Raw genomic sequence first — 25,409 nt, 5'->3', positions numbered from 1 at the left:
TGGTCACCCCTGACACTCTTTAGTATACTTCCTTTTTCCGGTAAATTACATCGATTCTTCGGAATTCACCTTTTCTTCACGGATGATCTCATACATATCAGATGCTTCTTCTTTTTTGGCATGTTCTTTAATGCTCGAAATCGCAACCGTGACGATCTTGTTTCCGAACCGAATCGTCATCTCATCACCTGCTGCTACCGTGCTACTTGCTTTCGCCACATTACCATTGATTGTAATCCGACCTTGATCGGCTACTTCTTTCGCAAGCGTCCGTCGTTTGATCAGACGCGATACTTTTAAAAATTTATCAAGTCTCATGACTGTTCCTCCTGCTTCGCTTGATGCCAGAGTGAATCTTGCTCTTCAAGCGTCATCTCAACGAGCGGTCGATCCGCTAGCTGTTCCATTCGCGTAAAGCGACGGATGAATTTATCATTCGTCTGTTGTAGCCCCTCTTCTGCCGAGAGACCAAGGTATTTTCCGACGAGTGTCATCGAAAACAGAACGTCTCCGAATTCACCTAGTCGTTCTTCTGGTGCGGCTTCCTTCAACTCACGTAACTCTTCGATTACTTTTTCAAGTGCACCCTCGACGTCACTCCATTCAAAACCGACTTTCGCCACTTTCTTTTGAATGTCTTCTGCGCGCATCAAGGCAGGTGCTCCTTTTGTCACACCATCGAGCAAGGAAGTCCGCTCCGGTTTCTCTTGTGCTTTGATGTCTTGCCAGTTCGAAACGACGTCTGCCGAAGAATCGACAATCGTTTCTCCGAACACATGTGGATGACGACGAATCATCTTATCACTGACGCTTCCGATGACATCTCGAATGTCGAAATACCCTTCATCTAGACCAATTTGTGCGTGGAGCATGACCTGTAAAAGGACGTCTCCTAGCTCTTCTATCATTAAGTTATCGTCCTGAAGGTCGATTGCTTCCAGTAATTCATAAGATTCTTCGATTAAATGACGTTTTAAGGACTCATGTGTCTGCTCTTGATCCCATGGGCAACCGCCTTCACCACGTAACCGTGCGACAATCTCTTTTAATGTCGCGAAGTCACGGTTCAGCGTCTGCTCATCCGTAACAGGTGGTACGTAGACTGTCGTCAAGTTACTGAGCGTCGTCACATGATCGAGTTCATACAACGGCACGCTTTGGACAGTTTGTTTGCTTGTACCCGCTGCTGTGACCAGAGTGACGAGATGTTCGTCCGGATAACGTTCCATCAGCTGAACCTTTAAATCACCGGCGACGAGCGCATCATAGACTTGTCCAATCAGCAGATGTTGACGGATCTGCGCTTCATCGACGGTAAACGCCGTCGCATCAAGCAACTGAAATCCTTCAATCGGATCTACGCCAAGCGCCGCGAACATCGGATCAAGAAAACTTTGTCCGCCTACAACGTCGACCGCGTCCGTCCGCTCTAATAACTGCTGGACGGTACTCTCAGCGACCAGTGGATGACCTGGGACGGCATAGATGATGTCCGTCGTCTTTGAGAGGCGAAGCAATTCCTCAACGATTTCTGTGTATACGTCTTCAAACCGACTATGTCGTTCGTAAACCGAGTCAAATGATGTAAAGTTCATTCCCTCTGCTGCGAGTTCTGAAACGACTGGATGATCCATTGTCCGTAAATAGACAGGCTGTGTCGTGTTTTTTAATAATCGATAGATGCCAAACGGCAATTGTTCGAGTTCGCCGACGCCAAGGCCGACGATCGTGATTCGGTGTGTCATATACTCCTCCTACGTTGGTACATCTGATATAACTTATCTCCTAAAGGCAATAGCGCCCACTCTTGTGCTGTTAATGCACGAACGCGTAATGCCATACTGCCATAAATGATGGCACCACCGACGACAAGGACGCCGACTTCGAGTGCCGCACCGATTCGTGTCTCAAGCTCAAACAGCCGGAAGAACGTTTCGATCAGGTACAGAAACACACTCATGGCGAGCACAGGTAAGACCAGTCGTCGGTAGAACACGTTTCCTGCCGATACGCGACCGAACTTCCGGTTCAATAAAATCCATTGTGCTGTCGCCATGACGGCAAAACCGCCAAATGTCGCCATACCCGCCCCGATCATACCATATCGGGGAATGAAATAGAGATTCAGAACGAGCTTCGCCCCTAATCCGACAAGAACACCAACGAGCGCATATTTTTCAGCATCGACCGACTGGAGACAGGAGATGATCATCATCGCAATCGAAGCGGCAAATGCCGTCGCCGCGAGCCAAATCAACCCTGCTGTTCCCTGGTCATCTTGATACAACGCAATATTGAGCGGACGCATCACACCCATTAGTCCGATTGTCGCTGCAGCGGCAATCAATAGACCGGAACGGAGTAATGTCTCGAGTTGTTGACGCATCATCTGCGGATCATGCTTTCGATATGCGGTTGATAAGGATGGAACACTCGCAAGACTCATCGATGTCGCAAAGAGAATCGCGAATTGCAGTAACGGATACCCACGGTCGAGCACCCCTTTTTCAATTTTCGTCTCCGTCGTATTGCCAAGTAGATTGACGAACGTCAATCCATCGATCAATTGCATCAGTAACAAGGCAAGTGAGGCGATACTGACCGCCACCCCGCTTGTCACGAGCACTTTCCCGACCCGACGTACGTGAATACCTGAAAACACAGGACGACCGATCTTCCCTTTCGCAAAACGTAACAGGACGAATAACGAAACGATGCTGCCACCGATCGCTGTCAGATGGGCACTGGCACCAATCCAGTAAGGGTCCGCCTGCATCGAGACGCCGATATAGGTCACGAGCAACAAGAGTCCGACACGGACGGCATTTTCAGAGACTTGGGATACAGCCGTCGGTCGCATCTCGAGATCTGCTTGAAACATGCCTCTAAGAACGGCAATCACAGGTAGTAAATAAAACGTACACGTGACGGCTCGCAACGGAACAACGAGTTTATCGTCTCCAAACCAACCCGCAAGTGTCGGGGCAATCCACCATCCGAACAGACCAAAGAAGACCGTCATCGCAAGTAAGACGTACAAAATCGACCATAAAACTTCTCGTTTTTCATCTGGATGATGGAGCGTCAACTTCGCCACGATGACGGGCAGCGCATAAATACCTAGCGCTGCCGCTATCGCGAATAAGGGATAAACCGTCTGATAGACGTACAGTCCGAAGTCACCTGCAAGGTTCTGATACGGAATCCGGTAAAAGAAGCTGAGCAGTTTCGAGATATAACTAGAGATCGCAAGCAGTGCTGCGCCTTGCGCAATCGTTCGTCTATTCATCGTGCGACGAGCCGACGATCAAGCTCTGCTAGCAACTGTTCTGCTTGCATCGTCATCTGTTGCGTCGACTGCTTGTTGCGGTTGAGCGTCAAGACGAGTTTCTGTTCTTGTTGCCCCATCCCTAGACCACGTCCAAGCGGAACGGTCCATTTGACGAAATCCGCCACATCCAACTGCTGTGTTGATTGAAGTGACAAGACGATCTCGATTTTCGGATCGGTTTGTTTGACGCGCTCGACACGCGCTCGTTCAGCAAAAATCCGCATCCGCGTCAGTTGGATCAAACGAGCAACCTCATCCGGGAACTCACCGAATCGTTCGAGCATCTCTGTTTCAAGTTGTTCGAGACTATCGACGGTATCGACATATTTCAAACGTTTATAAAATTCGATTTTCAGCTCGGAGTCCGTCATGTAGTGCGATGGAATATACGCATCAAGACTGAACGTGAACTCAGGTACGAATTTCTGGACGCGTTTTTTGCCCTTCATCCGTTCTTTCCGTTCTTCAACCGCTTCTGCCAGCATCTGCGAATAAAGATCGAAACCAACAGAGTCGATGAAGCCCGATTGTTGGGAACCGAGTAAGTTCCCGGCGCCACGAATCGATAAGTCACGCATCGCAATTTTAAAGCCGCTACCGAGCTCCGTGAATTCCTTGATCGCTTGCAGTCGACTTTCTGCGACTTCCGTCAATCGTTTTTGCGGACGGTACGTAAAGTACGAATAGGCGACGCGACTTGAACGACCGACACGACCGCGCAATTGATACAGTTGGGATAGTCCCATTTGATCCGCGTCGTGAACGATCAACGTATTGACGTTCGGAATATCGATTCCTGTCTCGATGATCGTCGTACTGACAAGAACATCTGCATCCCCTTCGAAGAACGCGATCAACTGACTTTCGAGTTCGGTTTCCGTCATCCGACCGTGCGCCGTGACGATCCTCGCTTCCGGTACGAGCGCGCGAATCTCTTCTGCCTTTCGCTCGATGCCTTCGACCCGGTTATACAAGAAGAACGCTTGTCCACCCCGGCCGAGTTCTCGTTCGAGCGCTTCTCGCATGACGATTCCGTCGTATTCCATGACGTATGTCTGAACCGGATACCGGTTTTCCGGCGGTGTCTCAAGGACCGAGAGATCACGGATCCCGATCATCGACATGTGCAATGTCCGCGGAATCGGTGTCGCTGTCAACGTCAAGACGTCAACGTTCGTCTTCAACTGTTTCAGACGTTCTTTGTGTTTTACACCGAATCGTTGCTCTTCATCAATGATCAATAATCCGATATCAGCAAACTGGACGTCTTTCGACAGCACACGGTGTGTCCCGACGACGACATCGATCGTTCCCTCTTTTAGACCTTGTTTCGTCGCCTTTAATTCTGCTGGCGAACGGAACCGGCTCATGACCGACACACGAATCGGCCATTCACTGAATCGCTCAAGCATCGTTTCGTAGTGTTGTTGTGCAAGGACAGTTGTTGGTACGAGTAACGCGACTTGTTTTCCAGACATGACCGCTTTGAACGCTGCTCGAATCGCAACTTCCGTTTTCCCGTATCCAACGTCGCCACATAATAGACGATCCATCGGACGCGGACGTTCCATATCCTTCTTGATCTCGGCAATCGATCGTAATTGATCGACCGTTTCCTCATACGGGAACGAAGCCTCGAATGCTTGCATGTTATCGTCGTCCTCTGGGAACGCAAAACCGACGGCAGCCTCGCGAGCCGCATAGAGCTTGATCAACTCATCAGCAATATCCTCGACCGATTTCTGGACTTTCGCTTTGACCTTTTTCCATTCCGTCCCGCCGAGTTTATAGATCTTCGGCTCTTTCCCTTCAGCCCCGACATACTTTTGAATCAAGTCGATCTGATCGACAGGAACATACAAAGAGTCCTCTCCCGCGTAAACGAGATGGAGATAGTCCTGATGATTACCGGCTACATCAATCGTCTTGATGCCGTGGTACCGACCAATCCCATGATGAATATGAACGACGTAATCGCCTGTCTTCAATTCTTGGTAGCTCTTAATCCGTTCAGCGTTCGTCAGCTTCGTCGTTTGCTTCCGGCGACGCGCTGGTTGCTTGAAGACTTCTTCTTCCGTGATGACGACGAGACGCGCATTCGTCATCTCGAATCCACCATGAATTCCCCCAATCAGGATTGCTGGTTGACCACGAGTGATGCCTTCTTTCGTTACGATCGAGGCTTCGACCCCATAATCGGATAACGTCTGACGCATCCGCTCGGCACGTTCTCGGTTACTCGCTAAGAAAACCATCCACATGTCAGCGCGACGATATCGCTCGACTTCTTGCTTCAGGCGTTCCATCTGACCATGGAACGGTGCAATCGGTTTGATGCTGAAATGGATTGCCGCACTTTCCGGTACCCCGCTCCGACGAGTCGGTAGGAGCGAGAGATACAACAATGGTTGTCCTTCAAAGACATGTGCCATCGGAACGGACAGGACGTAATCACTGACGCTTTGTCCGCGTTCAATGAGAGACGCCATCCATTCTGCTTCCTCTGCATCCTGGACTTCCGCCGCTTCTTCGACCCGTGCGACTTCATCGACGATCAAGACGCTTCCCGTCACGTCTTGACGTAACGTCGACGTGTAGAGGATCGGTGCATACTTCGCGAACTGTTTCGGACGATCGCCGTTTTCTAGCAACTCGACGTCATAAGCAATTCCCTCTTCAAGTGCCGCGAGGACTTCCGTACTTTGGACGCGCTCTTTCGTCGCCTCATAAAGACGACGGACTTTTTCACCCGCGTCCTTCAACTGATCCTTCGTCGCGAAATGTTCCGCCGCTGGCATCAAACATGCTTCTGCGACGACACCTAGTGAGCGTTGTGTCTCCGCATCGAATGTATAGATCGAGTCGACTTCCTCGTCGAATAGATCGAGCCGGTATGGACGTTCGACCGTGAGCGGATAAATATCGATGATACTTCCGCGAACAGCAAACTCACCAGGTGTCGTCACGGTCGCTGTCCGTTCGTACCCCGCATCGACTAAATCTTGGACGAAGTCCGGAATCGATAAGATGTCGCCCGGCTTCACTTGTTTGACGTGTGACAGGAACGTCTGTGCATCCGGAACATATCGGCGTAAACCGACGAGCGGAATGATCAAAATTCCGTCGTCCGTCGTCAGTAAACGATGACGGGTCTCGATCCGCGTCGCCCGCAGTTCTGGACTTGCGCCATAAGAAAGTTCTGCTGCTAACGTCTCATCGACCGGATAGAGCATGACGTCTTCTTCCGGTACAAGTTCAATCAAATCATCGTACAGTTTTTGTGCTTGGAACATATTATGTGTCACGAGTACGAATCGACGTTTCGTCTCCTGATAAATCCCGGCGACGAACAATGCTTTCCCACTGTTCATCAGACCGGTGATCAACTGAGCGTTGACACCGTCCCGGAAGCGTTCCCGAACCGTCTTGATTTCAGGAATCGCTAGTAAGAGTTCTTGTAATTGTTTCATCTTCTTCCTCCTAAAACACGACAGCAAAAACGCTTTGGAACCCCAAAGCGTTGCGTTCAGTTATACCGATTCATCAAAGCGAGAAACGGTGTGTCTATGAAGTCTGTCGCTACATCGACAGACGCATTGAGTACGTGTTGCAAACTTCCTTGTTCTGCCTTCGAAAAATTCATTAACACCCAGTCAATGACTTGGATGGGTGCCGGTGGTCGACCGACGCCGAGCTTAAGACGCTTGATCTCCTGCGTACCGAGGTGCTGGATCAACGACTTGACGCCGTTATGACCGCCTGCACTGCCTTTTGAACGCAACCGTAGTTTCTCAAGCGGCAAGTCCAGATCGTCATAGATGACGAGCACATCTTCGACCGCAATTTTATAGAAATCAAGTAACGGTCGCACCGCTTCACCTGATAAGTTCATATACGTCAATGGCTTGACGAGCACGACACGTTCTCCGTTTATCATTCCCGTTCCGAAGAGGGCTTTAAACTTCGATTCTGAAAGCTTGATCCCGTGCTTCTCCGCTAAGGCATCAATCGCAAGAAAACCGATGTTGTGGCGCGTATTCGCATACTTCGCTCCAGGATTCCCTAATCCGACGATACATTTCATATCGATTCCTCATTTCTATTTAAAAAAGTAAACGAACAAGGGTCCGATTTCAATAAACCGGACCACGTCGTTCGTATGCATCAAGCAATCAGCTGAAGAGCGGGCTGATTGATTTCTGTTCGTGTACACGGATGATTGCTTCTGCAAGCAAGCGTGCTACAGAGATTTGTTTGATTTTGCTTGCACATTCGCGTTGTGTCAAGTCGATCGTGTTCAAGACGACGAGTTCTTCGATCGCTGAGTTCTCGATCCGTTCCATTGCTGGACCCGAAAGAACAGGGTGTGTACAACATGCATAGACTTGTTTCGCTCCGTTTTCGATCAAAGCGTTCGCTGCAAGTGTGATCGTACCCGCTGTATCGATGATGTCATCGATGATGATGGCAATCTTGCCATCGACTTGACCGACGATGTTCATGACTTCTGCGACGTTCGGTTTCGGACGGCGTTTGTCGATGATCGCGATCGGTGCTTTTAATTGTTCTGCTAATTTACGTGCCCGTGTGACACCGCCATGGTCTGGAGAAACGATGACGAGTTCGTTTGGATCGATGTTCTTTTTCTCGAAGTATGAAGCGAGAAGCGGTACACCCATCAATTGATCTACTGGAATATCGAAGAACCCTTGGATTTGTGCTGCATGGAGATCCATCGTCACGACGCGTGTCGCCCCTGCTACTTCAAGCAAGTTCGCAACGAGTTTCGCCGTGATTGGCTCACGTGAACGTGCTTTGCGGTCTTGACGCGCATAACCGTAATACGGAATGACGACGTTGATTGTCCGTGCAGACGCCCGTTTCAGTGCATCGATCATGATGAGAAGTTCCATCAGGTTTTCGTTGACTGGTTGGCTTGTCGATTGAATGATGTAAATATCATCCCCTCGGACACTTTCTTCGATGTTCATCGAAATTTCGCCATCACTGAAGTGTTTGACTGAACTTTCGCTGACCGGGATTCCGATGACTTTAGCGATTTCCTCTGCCAGTGGTTTGTTCGAGTTGAGTGCGAAAATACGAATTTCATGTTCTAAGACAGTAGACATGTGTAGGTGGCCTCCATTTGTTTGGGTTTAGACGAGTAGAGCGACAAGTAATGAATTAACGATAATCGGGTTTCGTCGTTTGACGTTCCCGTGCGATCGCGAGACCGTTTTCCGGCACATCATCCGTGACGGTTGATCCGGCAGCAACAAGGGCGTTCTTTCCGACCGTGACCGGTGCGATCAAGTTGACGTTACAGCCGATGAAGGCATCGTCCTCAATGATCGTCTGGAATTTATTTTTTCCATCGTAGTTGACCGTGATCGATCCACAACCGAGATTGACGTTCTCTCCGATCGTCGCATCTCCGACATAGCTCAGGTGGGCTGATTTGCTACCTTCACCGAATGTTGATTTCTTGATCTCAACGAAGTTTCCGACGCGTGTGTTCGCCCCGAGAACTGCTTGTTGACGTAAATGCGCGAATGGACCGACTTGCGCTGCTGGACCAATTTTGCTGTCCGTGACGACGGATTGACGAACAATGGCACCATCTGCCACTTCACTGTTACGGATATCCGAGTTCGGACCAATCGTACATTCTGAACCAATGACCGTCTGACCGAGTAATTGCGTTCCCGGATAAAGAACAGTATCTGAACCAATCGTGACATCCGGTCCGATATACGTCGAAGACGGATCAACGAACGTGACACCTTGACGCATCCAGTACTCGTTCGTCCGCTTGCGCATCGATGTTTCCGCTTGCGCAAGTGCGACGCGATCGTTGACACCAATTGTCTCTTCGAACGTAGGTGCCGCATACGCTGCGATTGTTTCGCCTGCTGCCTTTGCAATCTCAATCACGTCTGGTAAGTAATACTCACCTTGCGCGTTATCGTTCTTGACCTGCTTCAGCGTCGCGAACAACATCTCATTATCAAAGACATACGTACCAGTATTGATTTCACGAATCGCGAGTTCTTCTGCATTCGCATCCTTATGCTCGACGATTTTCGAGACGTTTCCGTCTTCACCGCGTACGATTCGTCCGTAACCAGTCGGATCGTCAGCGAGTGCCGTCAAGACAGTCACTTTTGCGTTCGTCTCCGTATGATGTTGTAACAATGAAGCTAATGTCTCGCTCGTCAAGAGCGGTGTATCGCCGCAGACGACGAGTGTCGCTCCCTGTTCGTTCCCAAGTACGGGTTCTGCCATTTGAACAGCATGTCCTGTGCCAAGCTGCTCACTTTGAAGTGCGTATTCCACCGATGTGCCAAGCACTTCTTTGACGGATTCCGCACCGTGACCGACGATGACGACCTGTCGCTTGACGCCGAGCGTCGCTAATTGATCGACGACGTGCTGTACCATAGGTTTCCCAGCGACTGGGTGAAGTACTTTGTAAAGCTTCGATTTCATCCGAGTTCCTTTACCCGCTGCTAGAATTACCGCGAAATGATTCATCCTTGTCGCTCCTCCACGTAAATTAGTGTTGATTTCGTTCTGAAATAGTACACTCGTTCCAACTATAACGAAAACGGCACCGTTATTCAATGATGGGACGAAGCGGAATCGAGGAAAAAACGAGAAAAAAGACAGCTTTTCCCAAGAAGAGAAAAGCTGTCTTTTTCCTTATACTTGATCTGTCGTTTGAACAGAAGCGACTTCGTAACCGATGCCTTCTTCTTGTTCCTCACGTGCCGCATAAGCTTCGAGTACTGAATCTTCGACCTTTTTTCGCATTAATGCATTGATTGGATGAGCGACATCCCGGAAGATACCTTCTTGCGTTCGTTTGCTTGGCATGGCGACGAAGAGACCACTATTCCCTTCGATGACACGCAAATCATGTACCACGAATTCGTGGTCGAGCGTAATAGAGGCAAGTGCTTTCATTCGACCCTCTGCCACGACGCGACGAATTTTAACGTCCGTAACGTTCATTTTGTCCGCACCCCTTTAACCGTTGTCACAACTCTTCGTTGTCTACTTCTACTTACGGCTTAAAACAAATAAAGGTTTAGTCTTTCCCAATCTTTTTACGCATAATTTCCAAAAGTTTGATAATTACAGTATAGTTACAATCCATGCGGCTGTCAATTTCAGGTAGTCTCGGCTTCCGAGAAATAGTGATCGACGTTTCCACGCTTGACTTGGATTTGACCGAGATCGACGTCGACGTCCGCTAATTTCATTAAGCTGACGTATTCGTTGACCATCTTCTTCTCAGCACCCTCTGCCTCGATCAAGACCCCAACACCTGCAACCTTTGCTTCGAACTCGCTCAAGAGACTCATCATTCCACGAATCGTTCCGCCAGCTTTCATGAAGTCATCGATCAATAAGACGTTCGCTCCACGCGGCAAGCTCCGACGCGCAAGTGCCATCGTCCGGATCGCTTTTGAAGACCCTGAGACATAGTTGATGCTGACCGTAGATCCTTCCGTGACACGACTATCTGAACGCACGATGACGAACGGCACACCCAGTTGCTCAGCGACCGCATAAGCAAGCGGAATCCCTTTCGTCGCGATCGTCATGACGACATCAACTTTCTTTTGGCTAAAGACAGATGCAAACACTTGCCCCATTTGTTTGACCATCTTCGGATCCCCGAGTAAGTCCGTCAAATAGAGATATCCCCCCGGTAACAGTCGATCTGGACGTGCGACACGTTCACATAGATCATCGATGAACGGTAACGCCTTCTTACTGCTCCACGTCGGGATGAACATGACGCCACCCGCAGCACCTGGTACCGTGACGAGACGACCCGTTCCCTCATGTTCTAACATCTCGCTGACGATATCTAAATCTTCACTGATCGACGATTTCGCCGATTTGTAGCGTTCTGCAAAAATCGTCAATGAGACGAGATGATGGGGATGGTCAAGCAAGTACCGCGTCATGTCGACCAATCGACCACTTCTCCGAATTTTCATTTGTTTTGTTCCACCTCTCCGTAATTCCGAATATTCAATAGTGAATATATCATTTTCATACGGATATTATCAATGGTTTTCGCCTAAAAGACGAACGACGTAGACTTCGTTACAAAAGCCACGTAATCCATTATAGAGACGTTGTGCCCGATTCTCGTGTTCCGTCAACGCAAAGACTGTCGGACCACTTCCGCTCATCAAGACGCCTTCTGCGCCACAACTCGCCATGAATTCCTTGATCTGCTCGACTTCCGGGTGCATCGGCAACGTGACCGATTCGAGAACATTCCCGAGTGACTGGCAAATGCCTTGGAAATCTTGCGCCTTCACCGCATCGATCATCGCTTCGACGTTCGGACGTTTTGCCGTGTTCAAGTCGAGGGCACCATAGACGTCAGCCGTCGAGACACCAATCGTCGGTTTGGCAAGAACGACCCAGCATGGTGGTGGTGAGACAAGTTTTTCTAGCTTCTCTCCGCGACCTGTTGCAATCGCTGTTCCACCCATGACACAAAACGGAACATCAGATCCAACCGCTGCGCCAACTTCCGCCAACTCTTCAAGCGTCAAGCCGAGTTGCCATAACTCATTCAAACCGCGTAACGTCGCTGCCGCGTCACTGGAACCACCAGCAAGTCCCGCTGCGACCGGGATGTGTTTTTCTAAAAAGATTTCGACCCCCGTCTTGACGTCGTATTTTTCTTTTAAGATCGCTGCTGCTTTATACGCAAGATTACGTTCGTCGTTTGGAACGTAAGCATGCTGGGCATTCATGCGAATTTCTCCTGACGGCAGCTCCGTCAATTCTAGACGGTCTGCCAAATCGACTGTCGTCATCACCATATGTACATCGTGATAGCCGTCCGGGCGCTTTGCCGTCGCATCCAGGACTAGGTTGATCTTGGCCGGAGCCTTTACAATAATCGTCATCGTGCCGTTCCTCCTCTAGTTCGTTTCCTGTAGGAATTGTATCAACCTTTCCACAAAAAAAGAAGCGAACATTTTGTCCGCTTCGGAAGGTAAGTTTACGAATTCGCAAATTCGATTTGTACGGAGTCTGTTAGCACGTCGGCGTAGCTATAAGAAACTCGCTCGACATTGTGGCGCTCTGCGTCTAGCTTGACTACAAACACCGAAGGATACGTCTCAACGAGCGTTCCGATTCGGGTTACGACCTTTTTACGACCGCCGCTTGCTTTTAGCGTCAGTCTTTCACCAACATGTGTTTCGAAAACATGTCTGATTTCGTTCAACGTCTTTGGCATACGCTTCACCTCACTAATATTTATTATAGCATATTAAATAAATATTAGAAAGGGGAAATATTATATCTGTTCTAATCGTATCCGTCAACGTTTTTTAATTGGCAAAAGTGCATCCGCTAACTGTGCGAATTCCTGCAGGCTGAGCGTTTCTCCGCGACGACGTGGTTCGATTCCAGCTTCTAACAATGCCGCTTCGACCGCCGCCTTTTCTGTCTTCCCAAAGTGTGTCGTCAAGTTGTTCAGAATCGTTTTCCGACGTTGTGCAAAACTTGCTCGGACGATTTCGAAGAAGAGGACCTCATCTTGCGTCTGTACCGCTGGCTCTTTTCGAATGTTCAAACGGATGACAGCTGAATCAACGTTTGGTGCTGGGATGAAGACTTGTTTTGGAACCGTGAAGCAGACTTCAGCTTCCGCATAATACTGAATCGCGATCGATAGAGAACCGTATGCTTTTGTGCCCGGTTTTGCACCGATTCGTTCAGCGACTTCCTTTTGAATCATCATGACGAGCGTCCGAAACGGTGCTTTCGCTTCTAGAATCCGCATGATGATCGGTGTCGTGACGTAATACGGGAGGTTCGCGACGACGGCAATGTCAGTGATGCCTTCTTGCGTGAACTCTTCTGCGACGATCGTCGAAAGATCCAGTTCAAGGGCATCACCGTGAATGACCTTCGTATGAGGATACGGTGAAAGTGTATCGTCAAGAATCGGTAGTAGACGCTGATCGATTTCAAGAGCGACGACTTTTTTCGCCTGTTTCGCCGATTGTTCCGTCAATGAGCCGATTCCTGGTCCGATCTCGAGTACGCCGCTCTCCGGCGTTAATCCAGCTGCTCCGACGATGTTTCCTAATACGTTTAAATCGATTAAAAAATTTTGTCCTAACGATTTTTTAAACGAAAAGCCATGTTTCGCTAAAATTTCCTTCGTCCGGTGCAATGTAGCAATGTCTTTCAAACTTCTTCCTCCTCTAATTGTTTCAAAGCCGCTTCCCATTCTGCCCGCGTGATCCGGATTGATGCGACGCGTTTGACAAGTTGTTTGGCATTTGGTTCACCAATCGCAAGAATCTGACCGAGACGACGACGGCGGATCGAGGCTGCTGGTCCACCAATCAAATCAGCTGCCAGAATCATCTCACGTGTCACTTCAGCAACCGGTGCTTCTTCCGTCTCATAGACAGCAGCGAGTGCTTCTTCGATTGCGGCAGGTGAGGCATGCTCCACACCGATTTTGCCTCGTTTGTCTTTTGCTTGAGCACGCGGAAGATAAGCATGTTTACAGCCTGGTACGCGTTCATTGATTCGAGCACGGATACGATCTCCTGGAAAATCAGGATCCGTGAAAATGATGACACCGCGCCGCTCGAGTGCCTTCTCGATGCGTTGCATCGTTTGTTCGTTGACGGCTGAGCCGTTCGTTTCAATTGTATCGACATCAAAGACTTCTTGTAATCGTGTCGTATCATCCCGTCCTTCGACGACGATGACTTCTTTTAAGCGTTTCCGCATGATCTCTCCACCTTCTTCAAACACTCTCGTAATTGTACCTGTTTCCACGAAAAAAACAAGGAAGCGTCACGTGTCCGCTTCCGTTGCACTAGGAATGACCCAGACTTGCAGTTGTTTTCGACCGAACGTCTTCGCTGTTTGTTCTCCGTCGACCAAGACATCAATCTTATTGCCTTTGATGGCGCCACCGGTATCGAGGGCGATCGCAAGCCCCACTCCTTCGACGTAGACCTTCGTACCAAGCGGAATGACCTTCGGATCAACCGCGATAATCGGCATCCCTTGATAGGTGATCGTATCCGTCACGTCATACCCGGTCGCGGTCAAGGCACGACCGTTATACAAACGACTGCCGTTTGAAGCTGGATCGTTCGTATACGCCGTCGCTTCGACCATCAAGCTCTTCGCACTTGCAAAATCAAGATCCGTATCGGCCCTCGGTGTTTCAGCTAACGGATTCGTCGCCTGTTCTTCGTTGAAGACAGGCGCTTCGACGGGTGTCTCGACCGGTTTGGTTCCGACTTTGACGACTTGTTTGACGGGTGTCTGCGTCACTTGATCACCAATCAGTTTTTTCTCTTTGCTCAAACCGTTAGCAAGCGTCAATTGATACTTTTTCGTTCGGACACCTGGACGACCAGATGCCGTCACGAGTTGTTCGCCTTCCGGTAAAGTTGGGTCCTCGACTTCTTCGATCTCAAACGGAACGAGCTGTTCCTGCGTCAACGTTGCACGACGTGTCGTGTTGACCGTAATCAACGTCCCTTCCGTCACGCGGGTGTCGGGATCTGGAGCGACCCGATCTTCTTTTTGCAAGCGAATCCCTTCTCGCGCTAACAATTCCCGGACCGACGTCTCATATGTGTAGAGTTGTCGGGCTTTTCCACCGACGACAAGATCAACAGGAAAAGCTTCTCGGTATCGCACCGTCATGCCACTCTTCAGAACAGCGTCAGAGGACGGATAGATATCATCCGTCTCCGCTTTCTTGATACCACGTTCTGCCAGCAAATCCTTCACTTGGCGCGCCTGCGTCCGAACACGACGGGATTCACCATAGCCCATGATCAGTGTGATCTCTTTCGCACGCTGAATGACGATCAACCGTTTTTCTGGTAAATCAGCACTGAGCGCTGGTTCGATGATGTCATTCGTTCGCGTCGTGATGCCTGCTTCTTTAAGTACGCCATAAACGGAATCGGCTGTCGTTTCAATTTGCTGCTCTTGTCCATCAATCAAGACGGTCACGGTTTGTGGATGATCCATCATTCCATAGATGAGTGCAGCAACAAGTAAGAGGCTGAATCCAATCGTAGTAAACGTCAACGAACGCATCATGGCAAGCGGAAGACCCGTTTGGCATTTTCGGTCGTTGCTGCTTCGACGTCGGCATACATCATGCCACGGAGCTGCGCAATCTCTTCAGCGACGAACCGGACATAAGCGGGTTCGTTGCGTTTCCCGCGGTGTGGCGTCGGTGTCAGATACGGACAATCCGTCTCGACGAGTAGACGATCGAGCGGGACTTCCTGCGCAACACGCTTCGGCATCTTCGCATTCTTGAACGTGACGGGACCTCCGAGTGAAATATAGAAGTTCATCGCCAGGCAGCGTGGTAATAATTCAGCACTCATGCTGTAGCTATGCAGAATCCCACCGACTTCTTTCGCATCTTCTTCTTCAAGAATCCGTAATGTATCTTCTGTCGCTTCCCGGTTGTGGATGACGATCGGCTTCTTTTTCTGCTTCGCAAGCCGGATTTGTTTACGAAAAGCTTCCTGCTGCACATCTTTCGGTGACGTATCCCAGTGATAGTCGAGCCCAATTTCTCCAAGCGCAACGACTTTTTCGTGATCCATCAACCGTTCGACCTTTTGGTACGCTTCCTCATCAAAATCAATCGAGTCGACGGGATGCCACCCGATGACCGCATAAAGATCATCGTACGCTTCGACGAGTTCCATCGCACGATCAATCGTCTTATGATCAAATCCGACGACGATCATCGGTGAGACACCGTTCGCGCGTGCCCGCTCAATCGTCTCGTGGACGTCGTCCGCGAATTGGTCTGCATTTAAGTGAGTGTGTGTATCGATTAACATAGCTGTTCGACTCCTTCTTTAAAAAAATGCCTGTGACATGGAGTCCACAGGCATCGGTTTTATTTTACGCTTGCGCCGTTCGCCATCGTTGACGGAACCGTCGCCAGTTCAAGTTTTCCTGCTTTTTCAGCAGCAAGGACCATTCCTTGTGAGAGTTCGCCACGTAACGTGACCGGTTTTAAGTTCGCCACGACGATGACTTTTCGTCCGACTAAATCTTCCGGCTCATACCACTGAGCGATACCAGAGACGATTTGGCGTGTTTCTTTGCCCATATCGACTTGTAACTTCAATAGTTTTTTCGCCTTTTTGATCTTTTCAGCCGTCACGACTTCACCGACACGGAGTTCGATTTGGTCAAAGACATCGATTGTCGTTTCTGGACGAATATCTTCGTCTTCTTCTTCAACTTCCTCTTCCTCAACACGTGCTGCAGAAGCTTGGCGCATCATGTCGACGATTGCTTCGACTTCTTCTTTGACGTCGAGACGTGGGAAGATTGGTGTCGCTGTACCGACTTTTGTTCCTGGTGCGATGTCTGCGAATTTCTCGAGCGCTGCCCAGTCCATCGCTTGTCCAGAGAGACCCAGTTGCGCGAAGATCTCTTTTGGTGAACGCGTCATGAACGGTTGCAACATGATCGCCACGTGACGCAAGACGCCAACGAGATGCACCATGACAGAACCGAGTTCCGCCGTTTTGGATTCGTCTTTTGCAAGCACCCACGGTTGTGTCTCATCGATGTATTTATTGGCACGGCTGATCAATTGCCAAATGTTCGACAGTACGACAGAGAATTCCATGTGTTCCATCGATGCTTCGACTTTCGTGACCGTTTCTTTTGCAAGATCCGACAGTGTCGCATCAAACGGTGTCACATTACCTGTATAGGCTGGGATCTCACCATCAAAGTATTTCGTGACCATCGCGATCGTCCGGTTGAGTAAGTTCCCGAGATCGTTCGCCAAATCATAGTTCATCCGCTCAACGAATGCTTCAGGTGTGAACATACCGTCCGAACCGAATGGCACTTCCCGTAAGAGGTAGTAACGAAGGGCGTCGAGACCGTAGCGATCCGTCAACGGAATCGGATCGACGACGTTTCCTTTTGATTTCGACATTTTTCCGTCTTTCATCAACAACCAACCATGTGCGAAGACTTTCTTCGGTAATGGGAGGTCAAGTGCCATCAAGAGTGCAGGCCAGATGATCGTGTGGAAACGAACGATTTCTTTTCCGACGAGATGGACATCTGCTGGCCAGTACTTATCGAAGTTACCGTGATCGTCCGTACCATAACCAAGTGACGAGATGTAGTTCGTCAACGCATCGATCCAGACGTAGACGACGTGTTTTGGATTCGACGGGACTTGTACACCCCAGTTGAATGTCGTCCGTGAGACCGCTAAGTCTTGAAGACCTGGTTTAATGAAGTTATTGATCATTTCGTGTTTACGTGATTCTGGCAAGATGAATGACGGATTCGCTTCAAAGTACTCAAGCAGACGGTCCGCGTACTTACTGATCCGGAAGAAGTAACATTCTTCGCGAACGAGCTCGACCGGGTGTCCACTGTCAGGGCTCTTCCCGTCGACGAGTTGTGATTCCGTATAGTACGTCTCATCCGGAATCGAATACCAACCTTCGTATTCACCTAAATAGATATCGCCTGATTCAAGAAGTGTCTCGAACACTTTTTCGACGACTTTCTTGTGACGTGGTTCTGTCGTCCGGATATAATCATCGTACGAGATGTCGAGACGATCCCATAAGACTTTAATCTGTTCGACGACACCGTCGACGAATGCCTGTTCCGAAATCCCTGCTTCTGCTGCTTTTTCCTGGATCTTTTGACCGTGCTCATCGCTACCTGTCAAATACCGGACATCAAATCCTTGAAGTCGTTTGTATCGTGCCATCGCATCTCCAGCCACCGTCGTGTACGCGTGACCGATATGTAGTTTTGCACTTGGATAATAAATCGGGGTCGTGATATAAAATGTCTTTGCCATGTTATTCCTCCGTTCTCTGATTTCCATCTTCATTATAGGCTATTATACGCTGTTACGGGACTGATGTCGAAACTCACTTTTTGTCGAATCGAAACATTTTTTGACATCAGACATCAAATTACAAAAAAACACACTCTATAGTTTCATTTCCTTTAAAAAGGGAAAATGTATTAATAAATCGTTTCAAATATGGTGTTTTTGAGAAATAAATGACATTTTGATTTCAAGCTATTCAGATTGGTTGACTACTTTTGGAAAGTCTAGTATTCTACATTCTATAGAAACGATGTCGAATTTTGACGATTTTTCAAAAGAAAAAGAGATCCATGACATCAAAGGAGGAACAACAAAATGAAATCAACAGGTATTGTACGTAAGGTAGACGAGCTCGGTCGTGTCGTAATTCCAATCGAATTACGCCGTACACTTCAAATTGCAGAAAAGGATGCCCTCGAGATCTATGTCGACAACGAACAGATCATCCTTAAAAAATATAAACCAAACATGACTTGCCAAGTAACAGGAGAAGTATCAGAAGATAACTTCAAATTGGCTGATGGTAAATTGATTCTTTCACCAGATGGCGCACAACGCGTTCTCGTTGAATTAAAAGATTTCCTCGATCGTCATTACGCAAGCAACGAGTAAACAAAAAAGGAAGCTCCTGACGGGGCTTCCTTTTTTTAATCTGCTTCGTGAAACGCAAGATACAGCTCCTGACGATCCAGTCCCCGTTCCTTGGCGACACGCTTCAACGCTGCATTCGGCTTTTCGCCTTCTTCGATATACCGACGGATTTGCTCGAGCGGATCACTGTCTTGGATGACCGCTTCCGGTCGTTCTTCGTTTGATCCTTCAACGAGGACGACGAACTCGCCCCGAACGTCTTCTGCTGCCCAAGCGCGTAATTCACTCACGCTCCCCCGAATGTATTCCTCATACCGTTTCGTTAGTTCCCGGGCTAACGTCACCTGACGATCACCGAGTACTTCCTCGATCCCTTGCAACATCTCTTTCAAACGATGCGGTGCTTCATAAAAGACGAGCGTTCCGGTTTCGTATTTCAATTGCTCCAACGCTTCGCGACGCTCTTTTTTCTTCCGTGGCAAAAAGCCGTAATATAAAAAGCGTTCCGTCGATAATCCGGACGCGACAAGAGCGGTCAATGCAGCGTTCGCACCCGGAAGAACGATGACAGGGATGTCTGTTGCAATCGCTTGGCGAATCAGATCGCTTCCCGGGTCCGAGATGCCAGGCATACCAGCGTCGGAGACGAGGGCAATTTGTTTTCCTGCCTCTAAATCAGCGAGGAGTCGTTCGCCGCTTGTTTGTTTATTGTGTTCATGGTAACTGACAAGCTTCGACTCAATCGAAAAGTGTCGAAACAGTTTCATCGTCTGCCGCGTATCTTCTGCTGCGACGATATCGGATTCCTGTAAAATCCGTACGGCCCGATACGTCATGTCTTCTAAATTGCCGATTGGTGTCGGGACGATATAGAGACCGGCTCCTTGCTGTTGATAGCTACTCGTCGCTTTCATGAGGTTCCTCCTTGAATCAACCGTTCTTTTTGTGAACGGGTTAATTGTTTAATCGCATATTCCCGCTTCATTGCCTCTGACTTCGTCGCGAAAACTTCCTGATGAACGAGGACGACCGGCAGACGGGCACGTGTATACTTCGCACCCTTACCTGCGTTATGTGTCGCAATGCGTTGTGTGACGTCTACGGCGTAACCCGTATAATACGTATCATCTTGGCACCGAACGATATAGACTGCATGCTCAGACATCGAACAGTTCTTTCATCTGAGCCGCATACGAGTTGTCCGCTTCATAGACGATGAATGGGGGAAGCACCTTCAGTCCAGGTTTTGCATCCTTGATCCCCTCGATCAAGAGCATGTTTGCTTCCTTCCCTGCTTTCGGATAAATCAGCTGCATCCGTTTCGGTTCCAAGCGATACGTCCGCATCAAGGTGACGATATCGAGCAGTCGTTCCGGTCGATGAACGAACGCTGCTTTTCCGCCTTGTTTCAACAAATCAGATGCACCTCGAATACAGTCTTCAAGGGTACAGAGGACTTCGTGCCTTGCAATCGTATAATGTTCACTTTGGTTTTGGTTCGATGTCTCATTTGCTAAAAAATATGGCGGATTGCAGGTGACAGCATCATAGATGCCGTATCCAAGACGCGCTCCCGCCTCTTTGACGTCCCCTTCAATCATCTCAATCCGGTCGTTCAGTTCATTCAAGGTGACGCTCCGTCGTGCCATCTCCGCTAGTCGTGGCTGGATTTCAAGACCCGTGATCTGCCCTTTCGTCCGGTAGGATAAAAAGAGTGGAATTGCACCGTTTCCTGAACAGAGATCGGCAATCCGTCCCTGTTGAATCGGGACCCACGCAAATCGTGCGAGCAGTGCCGCGTCAAGTGAATACGAGAAGACGGATGGACTTTGAATGATTTTCCCTTCCTGTCCTAAGAGATAATCAAGTCGTTCGTCTGGTAATAGTTCAAACATGTCGTGCCTTCCTTTCCGAAAAAAAGACTGACTCATGTAGAAGTCAGCCTCTCAATGTTTCGTTAACATGGATAAGCAAAAGAGACAATCGCCGTCTTTTCGTACTTGTCCATAATGCAAGTTACAGATGTGGAACCCTTCCTGGTACAATCGCCCGAGATTATCGTAGCCCGCACCGACGCCTGCTTCCGCTTCTTCCGCTTCCGTGACCGGCTGTTGTTCATCGCGTTCGACTTTTTCTCGAAGATGATGATTCTCCAGGTACAGATGTTGGTTCTCTTCCATCATGTAAGCCAGCTGATCCTTTAACACGCTCAGATGCTCAGTCAGCAAATGAATCTGTTGCTCAATCGCATCGACACGCGTAATGATTTCTTTTTTATCGACTCTCTCCACGCGTATGCACCCCGTTATTCTTTTGGTCGTTTTGGTTTTACGGCACCAACGGATAATAGTTCTTCCATTGAATACGTCAAGACGCGGGAACGATCCTTCAGTTCGATTTGAACGACTTGATCGAGGATGTTCAAACCAACGACGCGTCCTTCGCCTTCAGGTACTGTCAAACGTTTTCCGTAGTCCGGCAAATCACGGCGCATTTCTTCATACGTATCGTTCTCGTATTTCAGGCAGCACATCAAACGACCACATACTCCTGAAATCTTCGTCGGATTCAACGACAGGTTTTGATCTTTTGCCATCTTGATCGAAACCGGTTCGAACTCACCGAGGAAAGATGAACAACATAAGACACGACCACACGGACCGATGCCTCCCAGTAACTTCGCTTCATCCCGAACACCGATTTGACGGAGTTCGATACGCGTCCGGAAGACCGCCGCTAAATCTTTGACGAGCTCACGGAAGTCAACACGTCCTTCTGCCGTGAAGTAGAAGATGACCTTATTGCGATCAAACGTGTACTCGACATCGACCAATTTCATATCGAGTTTATGTTCACGGATTTTTTCGACACATACCGCATGCGCATCAAGCGCTGCGACTTTATTTTCGCGGACGATCATTGCATCCTTATCGTCAGCAATCCGAAGAATGGATTTCAGTGGCAACACCACATCTTCTTCGTCCATTTGTTTATCGGCGATGACCACTTCGCCATATTCAATGCCCCGTACCGTCTCAACGATGACTGCTTGTCCTCGTGATAATGACTCTTGTCCAGGTGCAAAATAATAAATTTTGCCCGCTTCTTTAAAGCGAACGCCTACTACTTCTAGCATGTCGCTCTACCCTTTCTGTAAGTCAAACATGAGACGCTCAACTGTTAATTGGGGATTAACATTCGCTTCGACCCGTCTTACTGCGGCAAGCACAGCTTGCAACCAGCGGGTGATCGTCGTCTGGCTCTTGGACCCCATCTGTTCAAGTTGGGGTTTACTATTCGTATAGGTCATACCTTCCCACGCCGGATTCAGTTTCAGACGTAAGACATCCTCGAAGAAACAAGTGACGAGTTCAAGACCGATTCGGACATCCTGACGGTTTTTGAATTGTCCCATCCATTTCTCTTGTACGAACAGTGGTAAATCAGCCGGACGATTCGCTAATTCCTCCATCAATTGTAACACTGACGCTCGCGCATTTACAAACCAGTCTTCGAGTAATGCTTCTTCTGCATCCTCGACTTTTGGATAGACACGCGCTGCCAATTGCGTCAACTCGTGGTCCCGTCCCGTTTTTTCAGATAAAACCTCGCCAATCATTTGACGATCCGCCGGACGAAAACTTAATAACTGTCCCCGCGATCGAATCGTCGGTAAAAGGAGCTGGGGTTGATTCGTCAACAATAAAGCCACTTTTCCTTCTCCTGGTTCCTCAAAGAACTTCAGCAAACTGTTTGCTGCCTGGGGAGTCATCTTATGGGACTGGGTAATGACATAAATCTGACGATCGCCTTCAAGTCCTCGGAGTGAGAGATCATGCATCAATTGTTGAATCTGTTCTTTTTTGATGGTCGCGCCATCTGGTTCGATTTCATAATAATCGACCAAGTTGCCACTTTCCATCCGCCGACAGCTACGACAGACACCACACGGCTCTACATCGACCGGGTCCTCACAAAAAAGGCTTTTTGCGAACAAGTGAGCCGCTTCAAGTAGAAGCGGCTCATAGTCTCCGGTGAAGATATAAGCGTGATTGATTCGATCGTTTCGTAACGAATTTTGAAGAATCGTCGAAATGACCGATTGTGTCTGTTCCAGTTCATGAAACGTCTGCATCAGAATTGATGAAACCCTTCGATTGGCAAGACGAAGACCGTTGCCCCGCCTACCTGGACTTCAACAGGGTAAGGGATATAAGAATCGGCATGACCACCCATTGGTGAGATTGGAGAAACCATCTGTTCGCGGCTTGAACAGTTCTTTTTGATCAATCGCAACAAATCATCGAGACGCTCACTCTGTACACCAATCATGAACGTCGTGTTCCCTTCTTTAAGAAAACCACCTGTCGTTGCCAGTTTCGTTGCTCGGAAATCATACTCGACAAGTGCTTCCGCCAAACGTAAGCTATCTTTATCTTGAACGATCGTAATGACCATTTTCATGAAAATCTCTCCTTTTCTTCTAAATAGGTAATGACATCTTCCACTAAGTCCTGATGAATCGCTTCAATCGATCGATTGGCTTGTACGATCTTCACCCGTTCCGGATCCGATGCTGCAATCTGTTGGAAACCTTCATAGACGCGGGCACGAAACGCATCATCTCGCTGCTCGATTCGATCAAGTGCTCCCCGGTCCATCATTCGTTTTTTAGAATCCGTTACCGTTAAATCAAATAAATACGTTCGGTCTGGCGCTAACCCACCTGTTGCAGAATCATTGATTTGACGCACGAGATCAATCGGATGTCCGAGACCATACCCTTGATACGCAAGTGACGCATCAACGAATCGGTCACATAAGACGATTATTCCTGCCTCTAACGACGGTCGAATCAATTCCTCGACATGCTGGGCACGAGACGCTGCATACAACAGAATTTCTGTCATCTCTTTCATCTCTTCAAAATCAGGATTCAAAATCAACGAACGAATTTCGTTCCCAACGCGCGTGCCACCTGGCTCGCGGGTCGTCATGACGTTATAGCCTTTTTCTTTTAACACATCACTAAGCAATTGTAGTTGTGTCGTTTTACCGGCACCATCTGGTCCTTCGACAGTAATGAACGTACCTTTCATCCTTCAAACCCTTCCTCTATGACGCGTAACGCTCCTCGTTGCAATTGTTCGCCCCCTTGCAAATGAACGGCTACGGTTTGATAATGTCGTAAACGTAGTACCTGTTCCGCCGTAATGCGTTCGCCTCTGACAATCAACGGAATGCCTGGCGGGTATGGAATAATCGTTTCGAGTGAAACATGACCGATACACTCATCCAGCTGACGGAACATACCTGTTGCTTGTTCTAACTGTTCATAAGAACAAGCTAAAGCAGATACCTGTATTTTACCCATAATTGGTTGCTCGATATACCTTTTCAAAGGAATTCCTTCTGATTTCATCATTTGAATGGCTCGTTCGACACGGTGGACCCAGTCATTCTGCTCAGATTTTGTGAGCGGACGAAGTGGCAAAATACAGACGACGTGATCTCCTAGAGCAAATTCCGCATCGAGTTGAACAGCTCGTAACGCGTGCAACAACGCATCTCCTGGATATCCCTCATACGTTAATGTCATCCGCGACCAATCATCGAATCGCAGAACCGTCATATGATCGAACCGTTGAAGTGCCTCGATGAATGCATCATGACTAGCTTGAACATCTGACATACCTCTAACTGTCCATTGTTCACGATAGGAACGGGCGTAATCTAATGAAGCCAAGAGTAAATATGAAGGACTCGAAGTCTGAAACGCTTGAAGCGCTCGCTGTAACTTCCTTCTCATCTTTTCTGAAAATCGCTCATGCATCCATGCTCCCATCGTCAGTGCTGGAAGTGTTTTATGGGCAGACTGGACAACAGCAGTTGCTCCTAATTCAAATGCAGAGCGTACACCAAATGCTTCACCGAAGTGTGCGCCATGTGCTTCATCCACTAATAAAGGGAGCCCGTGCGACGCTGTGAGCTGAACGAGTGACGTGATATCAGCTGCTTCCCCGTAATAGGTCGGTGAAGTGATAAACACGCCGACTCCTCCTGGATATTTCGTAAACGCTTCCTTTAATGTTTCACGTGAAACATGTCCACTGATTCCCGTTTCCTTATGGATGTCTGGTTCAAGAAAGATCGGTTCGATTCCTAACCATTCTAGTGCATTAAACACGGATTTATGGGAATTACGCTGTACATAAACACGCTCTCCTCTTGTTGCTGTAGCGGCAAGCATCGCCCAGTTTCCAACGGTCGAACCATTCACAAGGAAATGACTCGCTTTTGCACCGTAGACTTTTTGCAACAAAGCTATCGCGTCAGCAATAGCCTCTTCCGGATGATGAAAATCATCTAGACCAGGTAATTCTGTGACGTCCCATTTAAAGAAGTCAGGAAGAGGCGTCAATGTCCCATTCTTATGACCAGGAACATGCCATGAGATGGGCGATCGATCTAAATGACGTTGAAGTGCATGTACAATGGGAAGTTCGTGTTTCATGAAAAAACTCCTTTTCCTCTAAAATGATT

At 48.5% G+C, this 25,409-nt stretch carries 26 protein-coding genes; 1 reads left to right on the top strand and 25 read right to left on the bottom strand.

The window, feature by feature from the left end:
• Positions 1 to 45 precede the first annotated feature (45 nt).
• The 16 genes from EXG77_RS16135 to metG form a co-directional block, all read right to left on the bottom strand.
• Positions 46 to 318, bottom strand: coding sequence for an RNA-binding S4 domain-containing protein (locus EXG77_RS16135; RefSeq protein WP_023466556.1), 273 nt, complete (start codon positions 316 to 318; stop codon positions 46 to 48).
• Complete coding sequence (mazG, locus tag EXG77_RS16130; RefSeq protein ID WP_035399494.1) at positions 315 to 1,745, bottom strand: nucleoside triphosphate pyrophosphohydrolase; 1,431 nt, start codon at positions 1,743 to 1,745, stop codon at positions 315 to 317. The genes EXG77_RS16135 and mazG overlap by 4 nt, the downstream gene beginning before the upstream one ends.
• Positions 1,742 to 3,289 carry a polysaccharide biosynthesis protein gene (locus EXG77_RS16125; RefSeq protein ID WP_035399492.1) on the bottom strand — a complete coding sequence of 516 codons (1,548 nt, stop codon included), beginning with the start codon at positions 3,287 to 3,289 and terminating at the stop codon, positions 1,742 to 1,744. The genes mazG and EXG77_RS16125 overlap by 4 nt, the downstream gene beginning before the upstream one ends.
• Positions 3,286 to 6,801 (bottom strand): transcription-repair coupling factor, encoded by a 3,516-nt coding sequence (gene mfd / locus EXG77_RS16120; protein ID WP_023466550.1) that lies wholly within the window; start codon positions 6,799 to 6,801, stop codon positions 3,286 to 3,288. The genes EXG77_RS16125 and mfd overlap by 4 nt, the downstream gene beginning before the upstream one ends.
• A 56-nt stretch (positions 6,802 to 6,857) precedes the next feature.
• A complete protein-coding gene (gene pth, locus EXG77_RS16115) occupies positions 6,858 to 7,415 on the bottom strand; it encodes an aminoacyl-tRNA hydrolase (RefSeq protein ID WP_023466549.1) in 558 nt (185 codons plus the stop codon).
• 88 nt (positions 7,416 to 7,503) lie between these two features.
• Complete coding sequence (locus EXG77_RS16110; RefSeq protein WP_012368955.1) at positions 7,504 to 8,460, bottom strand: ribose-phosphate diphosphokinase; 957 nt, start codon at positions 8,458 to 8,460, stop codon at positions 7,504 to 7,506.
• Between the two features lie 55 nt (positions 8,461 to 8,515).
• Complete coding sequence (gene glmU, locus EXG77_RS16105) at positions 8,516 to 9,865, bottom strand: bifunctional UDP-N-acetylglucosamine diphosphorylase/glucosamine-1-phosphate N-acetyltransferase GlmU (protein WP_023466548.1); 1,350 nt, start codon at positions 9,863 to 9,865, stop codon at positions 8,516 to 8,518.
• 168 nt (positions 9,866 to 10,033) lie between these two features.
• Positions 10,034 to 10,345, bottom strand: coding sequence for a septation regulator SpoVG (gene spoVG / locus EXG77_RS16100; protein WP_023466546.1), 312 nt, complete (start codon positions 10,343 to 10,345; stop codon positions 10,034 to 10,036).
• Between the two features lie 158 nt (positions 10,346 to 10,503).
• Positions 10,504 to 11,343 carry a pur operon repressor gene (purR, locus tag EXG77_RS16095; protein WP_023466544.1) on the bottom strand — a complete coding sequence of 280 codons (840 nt, stop codon included), beginning with the start codon at positions 11,341 to 11,343 and terminating at the stop codon, positions 10,504 to 10,506.
• 69 nt (positions 11,344 to 11,412) lie between these two features.
• Positions 11,413 to 12,273, bottom strand: a complete 861-nt coding sequence (ispE, locus tag EXG77_RS16090) for a 4-(cytidine 5'-diphospho)-2-C-methyl-D-erythritol kinase (RefSeq protein ID WP_023466542.1) — start codon at positions 12,271 to 12,273, stop codon at positions 11,413 to 11,415.
• 95 nt (positions 12,274 to 12,368) lie between these two features.
• Positions 12,369 to 12,608, bottom strand: a complete 240-nt coding sequence (locus tag EXG77_RS16085) for a Veg family protein (protein ID WP_012368950.1) — start codon at positions 12,606 to 12,608, stop codon at positions 12,369 to 12,371.
• 84 nt (positions 12,609 to 12,692) lie between these two features.
• A complete protein-coding gene (rsmA, locus tag EXG77_RS16080; RefSeq protein WP_035399490.1) occupies positions 12,693 to 13,571 on the bottom strand; it encodes a 16S rRNA (adenine(1518)-N(6)/adenine(1519)-N(6))-dimethyltransferase RsmA in 879 nt (292 codons plus the stop codon).
• Positions 13,568 to 14,125, bottom strand: a complete 558-nt coding sequence (gene rnmV, locus EXG77_RS16075; RefSeq protein WP_023466539.1) for a ribonuclease M5 — start codon at positions 14,123 to 14,125, stop codon at positions 13,568 to 13,570. Before rnmV ends, rsmA begins: the two co-directional genes overlap by 4 nt.
• 66 nt (positions 14,126 to 14,191) lie before the next feature.
• Complete coding sequence (locus tag EXG77_RS16645) at positions 14,192 to 15,463, bottom strand: 3D domain-containing protein (RefSeq protein ID WP_035399488.1); 1,272 nt, start codon at positions 15,461 to 15,463, stop codon at positions 14,192 to 14,194.
• Positions 15,460 to 16,227 (bottom strand): TatD family hydrolase, encoded by a 768-nt coding sequence (locus tag EXG77_RS16065; RefSeq protein WP_023466535.1) that lies wholly within the window; start codon positions 16,225 to 16,227, stop codon positions 15,460 to 15,462. The genes EXG77_RS16645 and EXG77_RS16065 overlap by 4 nt, the downstream gene beginning before the upstream one ends.
• A gap of 59 nt (positions 16,228 to 16,286) precedes the next feature.
• Positions 16,287 to 18,266 (bottom strand): methionine--tRNA ligase, encoded by a 1,980-nt coding sequence (gene metG / locus EXG77_RS16060; RefSeq protein WP_255343760.1) that lies wholly within the window; start codon positions 18,264 to 18,266, stop codon positions 16,287 to 16,289.
• A 324-nt stretch (positions 18,267 to 18,590) separates the two neighbouring features.
• Here metG and EXG77_RS16055 point away from each other — a divergent pair, with 324 nt between their 5' ends.
• Positions 18,591 to 18,887, top strand: coding sequence for an AbrB/MazE/SpoVT family DNA-binding domain-containing protein (locus tag EXG77_RS16055; RefSeq protein ID WP_023466531.1), 297 nt, complete (start codon positions 18,591 to 18,593; stop codon positions 18,885 to 18,887).
• 35 nt (positions 18,888 to 18,922) lie between these two features.
• On the opposite strand, the gene rsmI is transcribed toward EXG77_RS16055, so the two are convergent.
• From rsmI to EXG77_RS16010, 9 genes are read right to left on the bottom strand one after another with little or no spacing between them, the layout of a single operon-like run.
• Positions 18,923 to 19,780 (bottom strand): 16S rRNA (cytidine(1402)-2'-O)-methyltransferase, encoded by an 858-nt coding sequence (gene rsmI / locus EXG77_RS16050; RefSeq protein ID WP_023466530.1) that lies wholly within the window; start codon positions 19,778 to 19,780, stop codon positions 18,923 to 18,925.
• The gene (locus EXG77_RS16045; RefSeq protein ID WP_023466528.1) at positions 19,777 to 20,031 is read right to left on the bottom strand and encodes a GIY-YIG nuclease family protein; all 255 of its coding nucleotides are present in this window, start codon (positions 20,029 to 20,031) and stop codon (positions 19,777 to 19,779) included. Before EXG77_RS16045 ends, rsmI begins: the two co-directional genes overlap by 4 nt.
• Complete coding sequence (locus EXG77_RS16040) at positions 20,024 to 20,761, bottom strand: tRNA1(Val) (adenine(37)-N6)-methyltransferase (protein ID WP_023466526.1); 738 nt, start codon at positions 20,759 to 20,761, stop codon at positions 20,024 to 20,026. The genes EXG77_RS16045 and EXG77_RS16040 overlap by 8 nt, the downstream gene beginning before the upstream one ends.
• A 51-nt stretch (positions 20,762 to 20,812) precedes the next feature.
• On the bottom strand, positions 20,813 to 21,163 hold the full coding sequence (gene yabA, locus EXG77_RS16035) for a DNA replication initiation control protein YabA (RefSeq protein ID WP_119182633.1): 351 nt from the start codon (positions 21,161 to 21,163) through the stop codon (positions 20,813 to 20,815).
• 8 nt (positions 21,164 to 21,171) lie between these two features.
• Positions 21,172 to 22,002 carry a stage 0 sporulation family protein gene (locus EXG77_RS16030; RefSeq protein ID WP_029343044.1) on the bottom strand — a complete coding sequence of 277 codons (831 nt, stop codon included), beginning with the start codon at positions 22,000 to 22,002 and terminating at the stop codon, positions 21,172 to 21,174.
• Between the two features lie 6 nt (positions 22,003 to 22,008).
• On the bottom strand, positions 22,009 to 23,001 hold the full coding sequence (locus tag EXG77_RS16025; RefSeq protein WP_023466521.1) for a DNA-directed DNA polymerase: 993 nt from the start codon (positions 22,999 to 23,001) through the stop codon (positions 22,009 to 22,011).
• Complete coding sequence (locus EXG77_RS16020) at positions 23,001 to 23,330, bottom strand: cyclic-di-AMP receptor (RefSeq protein WP_035399485.1); 330 nt, start codon at positions 23,328 to 23,330, stop codon at positions 23,001 to 23,003. Before EXG77_RS16020 ends, EXG77_RS16025 begins: the two co-directional genes overlap by 1 nt.
• The gene (tmk, locus tag EXG77_RS16015) at positions 23,327 to 23,965 is read right to left on the bottom strand and encodes a dTMP kinase (RefSeq protein ID WP_035399483.1); all 639 of its coding nucleotides are present in this window, start codon (positions 23,963 to 23,965) and stop codon (positions 23,327 to 23,329) included. Before tmk ends, EXG77_RS16020 begins: the two co-directional genes overlap by 4 nt.
• Entirely contained in the window at positions 23,962 to 25,380 is a 1,419-nt protein-coding gene (locus tag EXG77_RS16010; RefSeq protein ID WP_035399481.1) for an aminotransferase class I/II-fold pyridoxal phosphate-dependent enzyme, read from the bottom strand. Before EXG77_RS16010 ends, tmk begins: the two co-directional genes overlap by 4 nt.
• Between the last annotated feature and the right edge of the window lie 29 nt (positions 25,381 to 25,409).

This window comes from Exiguobacterium sp. OS-77 (assembly GCF_000414195.2).
In the GTDB taxonomy this organism is placed as follows: domain Bacteria; phylum Bacillota; class Bacilli; order Exiguobacteriales; family Exiguobacteriaceae; genus Exiguobacterium_A; species Exiguobacterium_A indicum.
This window is presented reverse-complemented; position numbering and strand designations above follow the sequence as displayed.

What these genes read in the sequence shown, in the direction of transcription:
- EXG77_RS16125 (WP_035399492.1), bottom strand. Translation starts at nt 3,289, where the DNA reads ATGAATAGACGAACGATTGCGCAAGGCGCAGCACTGCTTGCGATCTCT.
- purR (WP_023466544.1), bottom strand. Translation starts at nt 11,343, where the DNA reads ATGAAAATTCGGAGAAGTGGTCGATTGGTCGACATGACGCGGTACTTG.
- EXG77_RS16065 (WP_023466535.1), bottom strand. Translation starts at nt 16,227, where the DNA reads ATGTTAATCGATACACACACTCACTTAAATGCAGACCAATTCGCGGAC.
- glmU (WP_023466548.1), bottom strand. Translation starts at nt 9,865, where the DNA reads ATGAATCATTTCGCGGTAATTCTAGCAGCGGGTAAAGGAACTCGGATG.
- spoVG (WP_023466546.1), bottom strand. Translation starts at nt 10,345, where the DNA reads ATGAACGTTACGGACGTTAAAATTCGTCGCGTCGTGGCAGAGGGTCGA.
- metG (WP_255343760.1), bottom strand. Translation starts at nt 18,266, where the DNA reads ATGGAAATCAGAGAACGGAGGAATAACATGGCAAAGACATTTTATATC.
- EXG77_RS16110 (WP_012368955.1), bottom strand. Translation starts at nt 8,460, where the DNA reads ATGTCTACTGTCTTAGAACATGAAATTCGTATTTTCGCACTCAACTCG.
- EXG77_RS16020 (WP_035399485.1), bottom strand. Translation starts at nt 23,330, where the DNA reads ATGAAAATGGTCATTACGATCGTTCAAGATAAAGATAGCTTACGTTTG.
- EXG77_RS16085 (WP_012368950.1), bottom strand. Translation starts at nt 12,608, where the DNA reads ATGCCAAAGACGTTGAACGAAATCAGACATGTTTTCGAAACACATGTT.
- pth (WP_023466549.1), bottom strand. Translation starts at nt 7,415, where the DNA reads ATGAAATGTATCGTCGGATTAGGGAATCCTGGAGCGAAGTATGCGAAT.
- mazG (WP_035399494.1), bottom strand. Translation starts at nt 1,745, where the DNA reads ATGACACACCGAATCACGATCGTCGGCCTTGGCGTCGGCGAACTCGAA.
- EXG77_RS16055 (WP_023466531.1), top strand. Translation starts at nt 18,591, where the DNA reads ATGAAATCAACAGGTATTGTACGTAAGGTAGACGAGCTCGGTCGTGTC.
- EXG77_RS16645 (WP_035399488.1), bottom strand. Translation starts at nt 15,463, where the DNA reads ATGATGCGTTCGTTGACGTTTACTACGATTGGATTCAGCCTCTTACTT.
- EXG77_RS16010 (WP_035399481.1), bottom strand. Translation starts at nt 25,380, where the DNA reads ATGAAACACGAACTTCCCATTGTACATGCACTTCAACGTCATTTAGAT.
- EXG77_RS16030 (WP_029343044.1), bottom strand. Translation starts at nt 22,002, where the DNA reads ATGCTAGAAGTAGTAGGCGTTCGCTTTAAAGAAGCGGGCAAAATTTAT.
- EXG77_RS16025 (WP_023466521.1), bottom strand. Translation starts at nt 23,001, where the DNA reads ATGCAGACGTTTCATGAACTGGAACAGACACAATCGGTCATTTCGACG.
- rnmV (WP_023466539.1), bottom strand. Translation starts at nt 14,125, where the DNA reads ATGCGGAAACGCTTAAAAGAAGTCATCGTCGTCGAAGGACGGGATGAT.
- EXG77_RS16045 (WP_023466528.1), bottom strand. Translation starts at nt 20,031, where the DNA reads ATGTCTGAGCATGCAGTCTATATCGTTCGGTGCCAAGATGATACGTAT.
- EXG77_RS16040 (WP_023466526.1), bottom strand. Translation starts at nt 20,761, where the DNA reads ATGTTTGAACTATTACCAGACGAACGACTTGATTATCTCTTAGGACAG.
- rsmI (WP_023466530.1), bottom strand. Translation starts at nt 19,780, where the DNA reads ATGAAAGCGACGAGTAGCTATCAACAGCAAGGAGCCGGTCTCTATATC.
- tmk (WP_035399483.1), bottom strand. Translation starts at nt 23,965, where the DNA reads ATGAAAGGTACGTTCATTACTGTCGAAGGACCAGATGGTGCCGGTAAA.
- ispE (WP_023466542.1), bottom strand. Translation starts at nt 12,273, where the DNA reads ATGACGATTATTGTAAAGGCTCCGGCCAAGATCAACCTAGTCCTGGAT.
- EXG77_RS16135 (WP_023466556.1), bottom strand. Translation starts at nt 318, where the DNA reads ATGAGACTTGATAAATTTTTAAAAGTATCGCGTCTGATCAAACGACGG.
- mfd (WP_023466550.1), bottom strand. Translation starts at nt 6,801, where the DNA reads ATGAAACAATTACAAGAACTCTTACTAGCGATTCCTGAAATCAAGACG.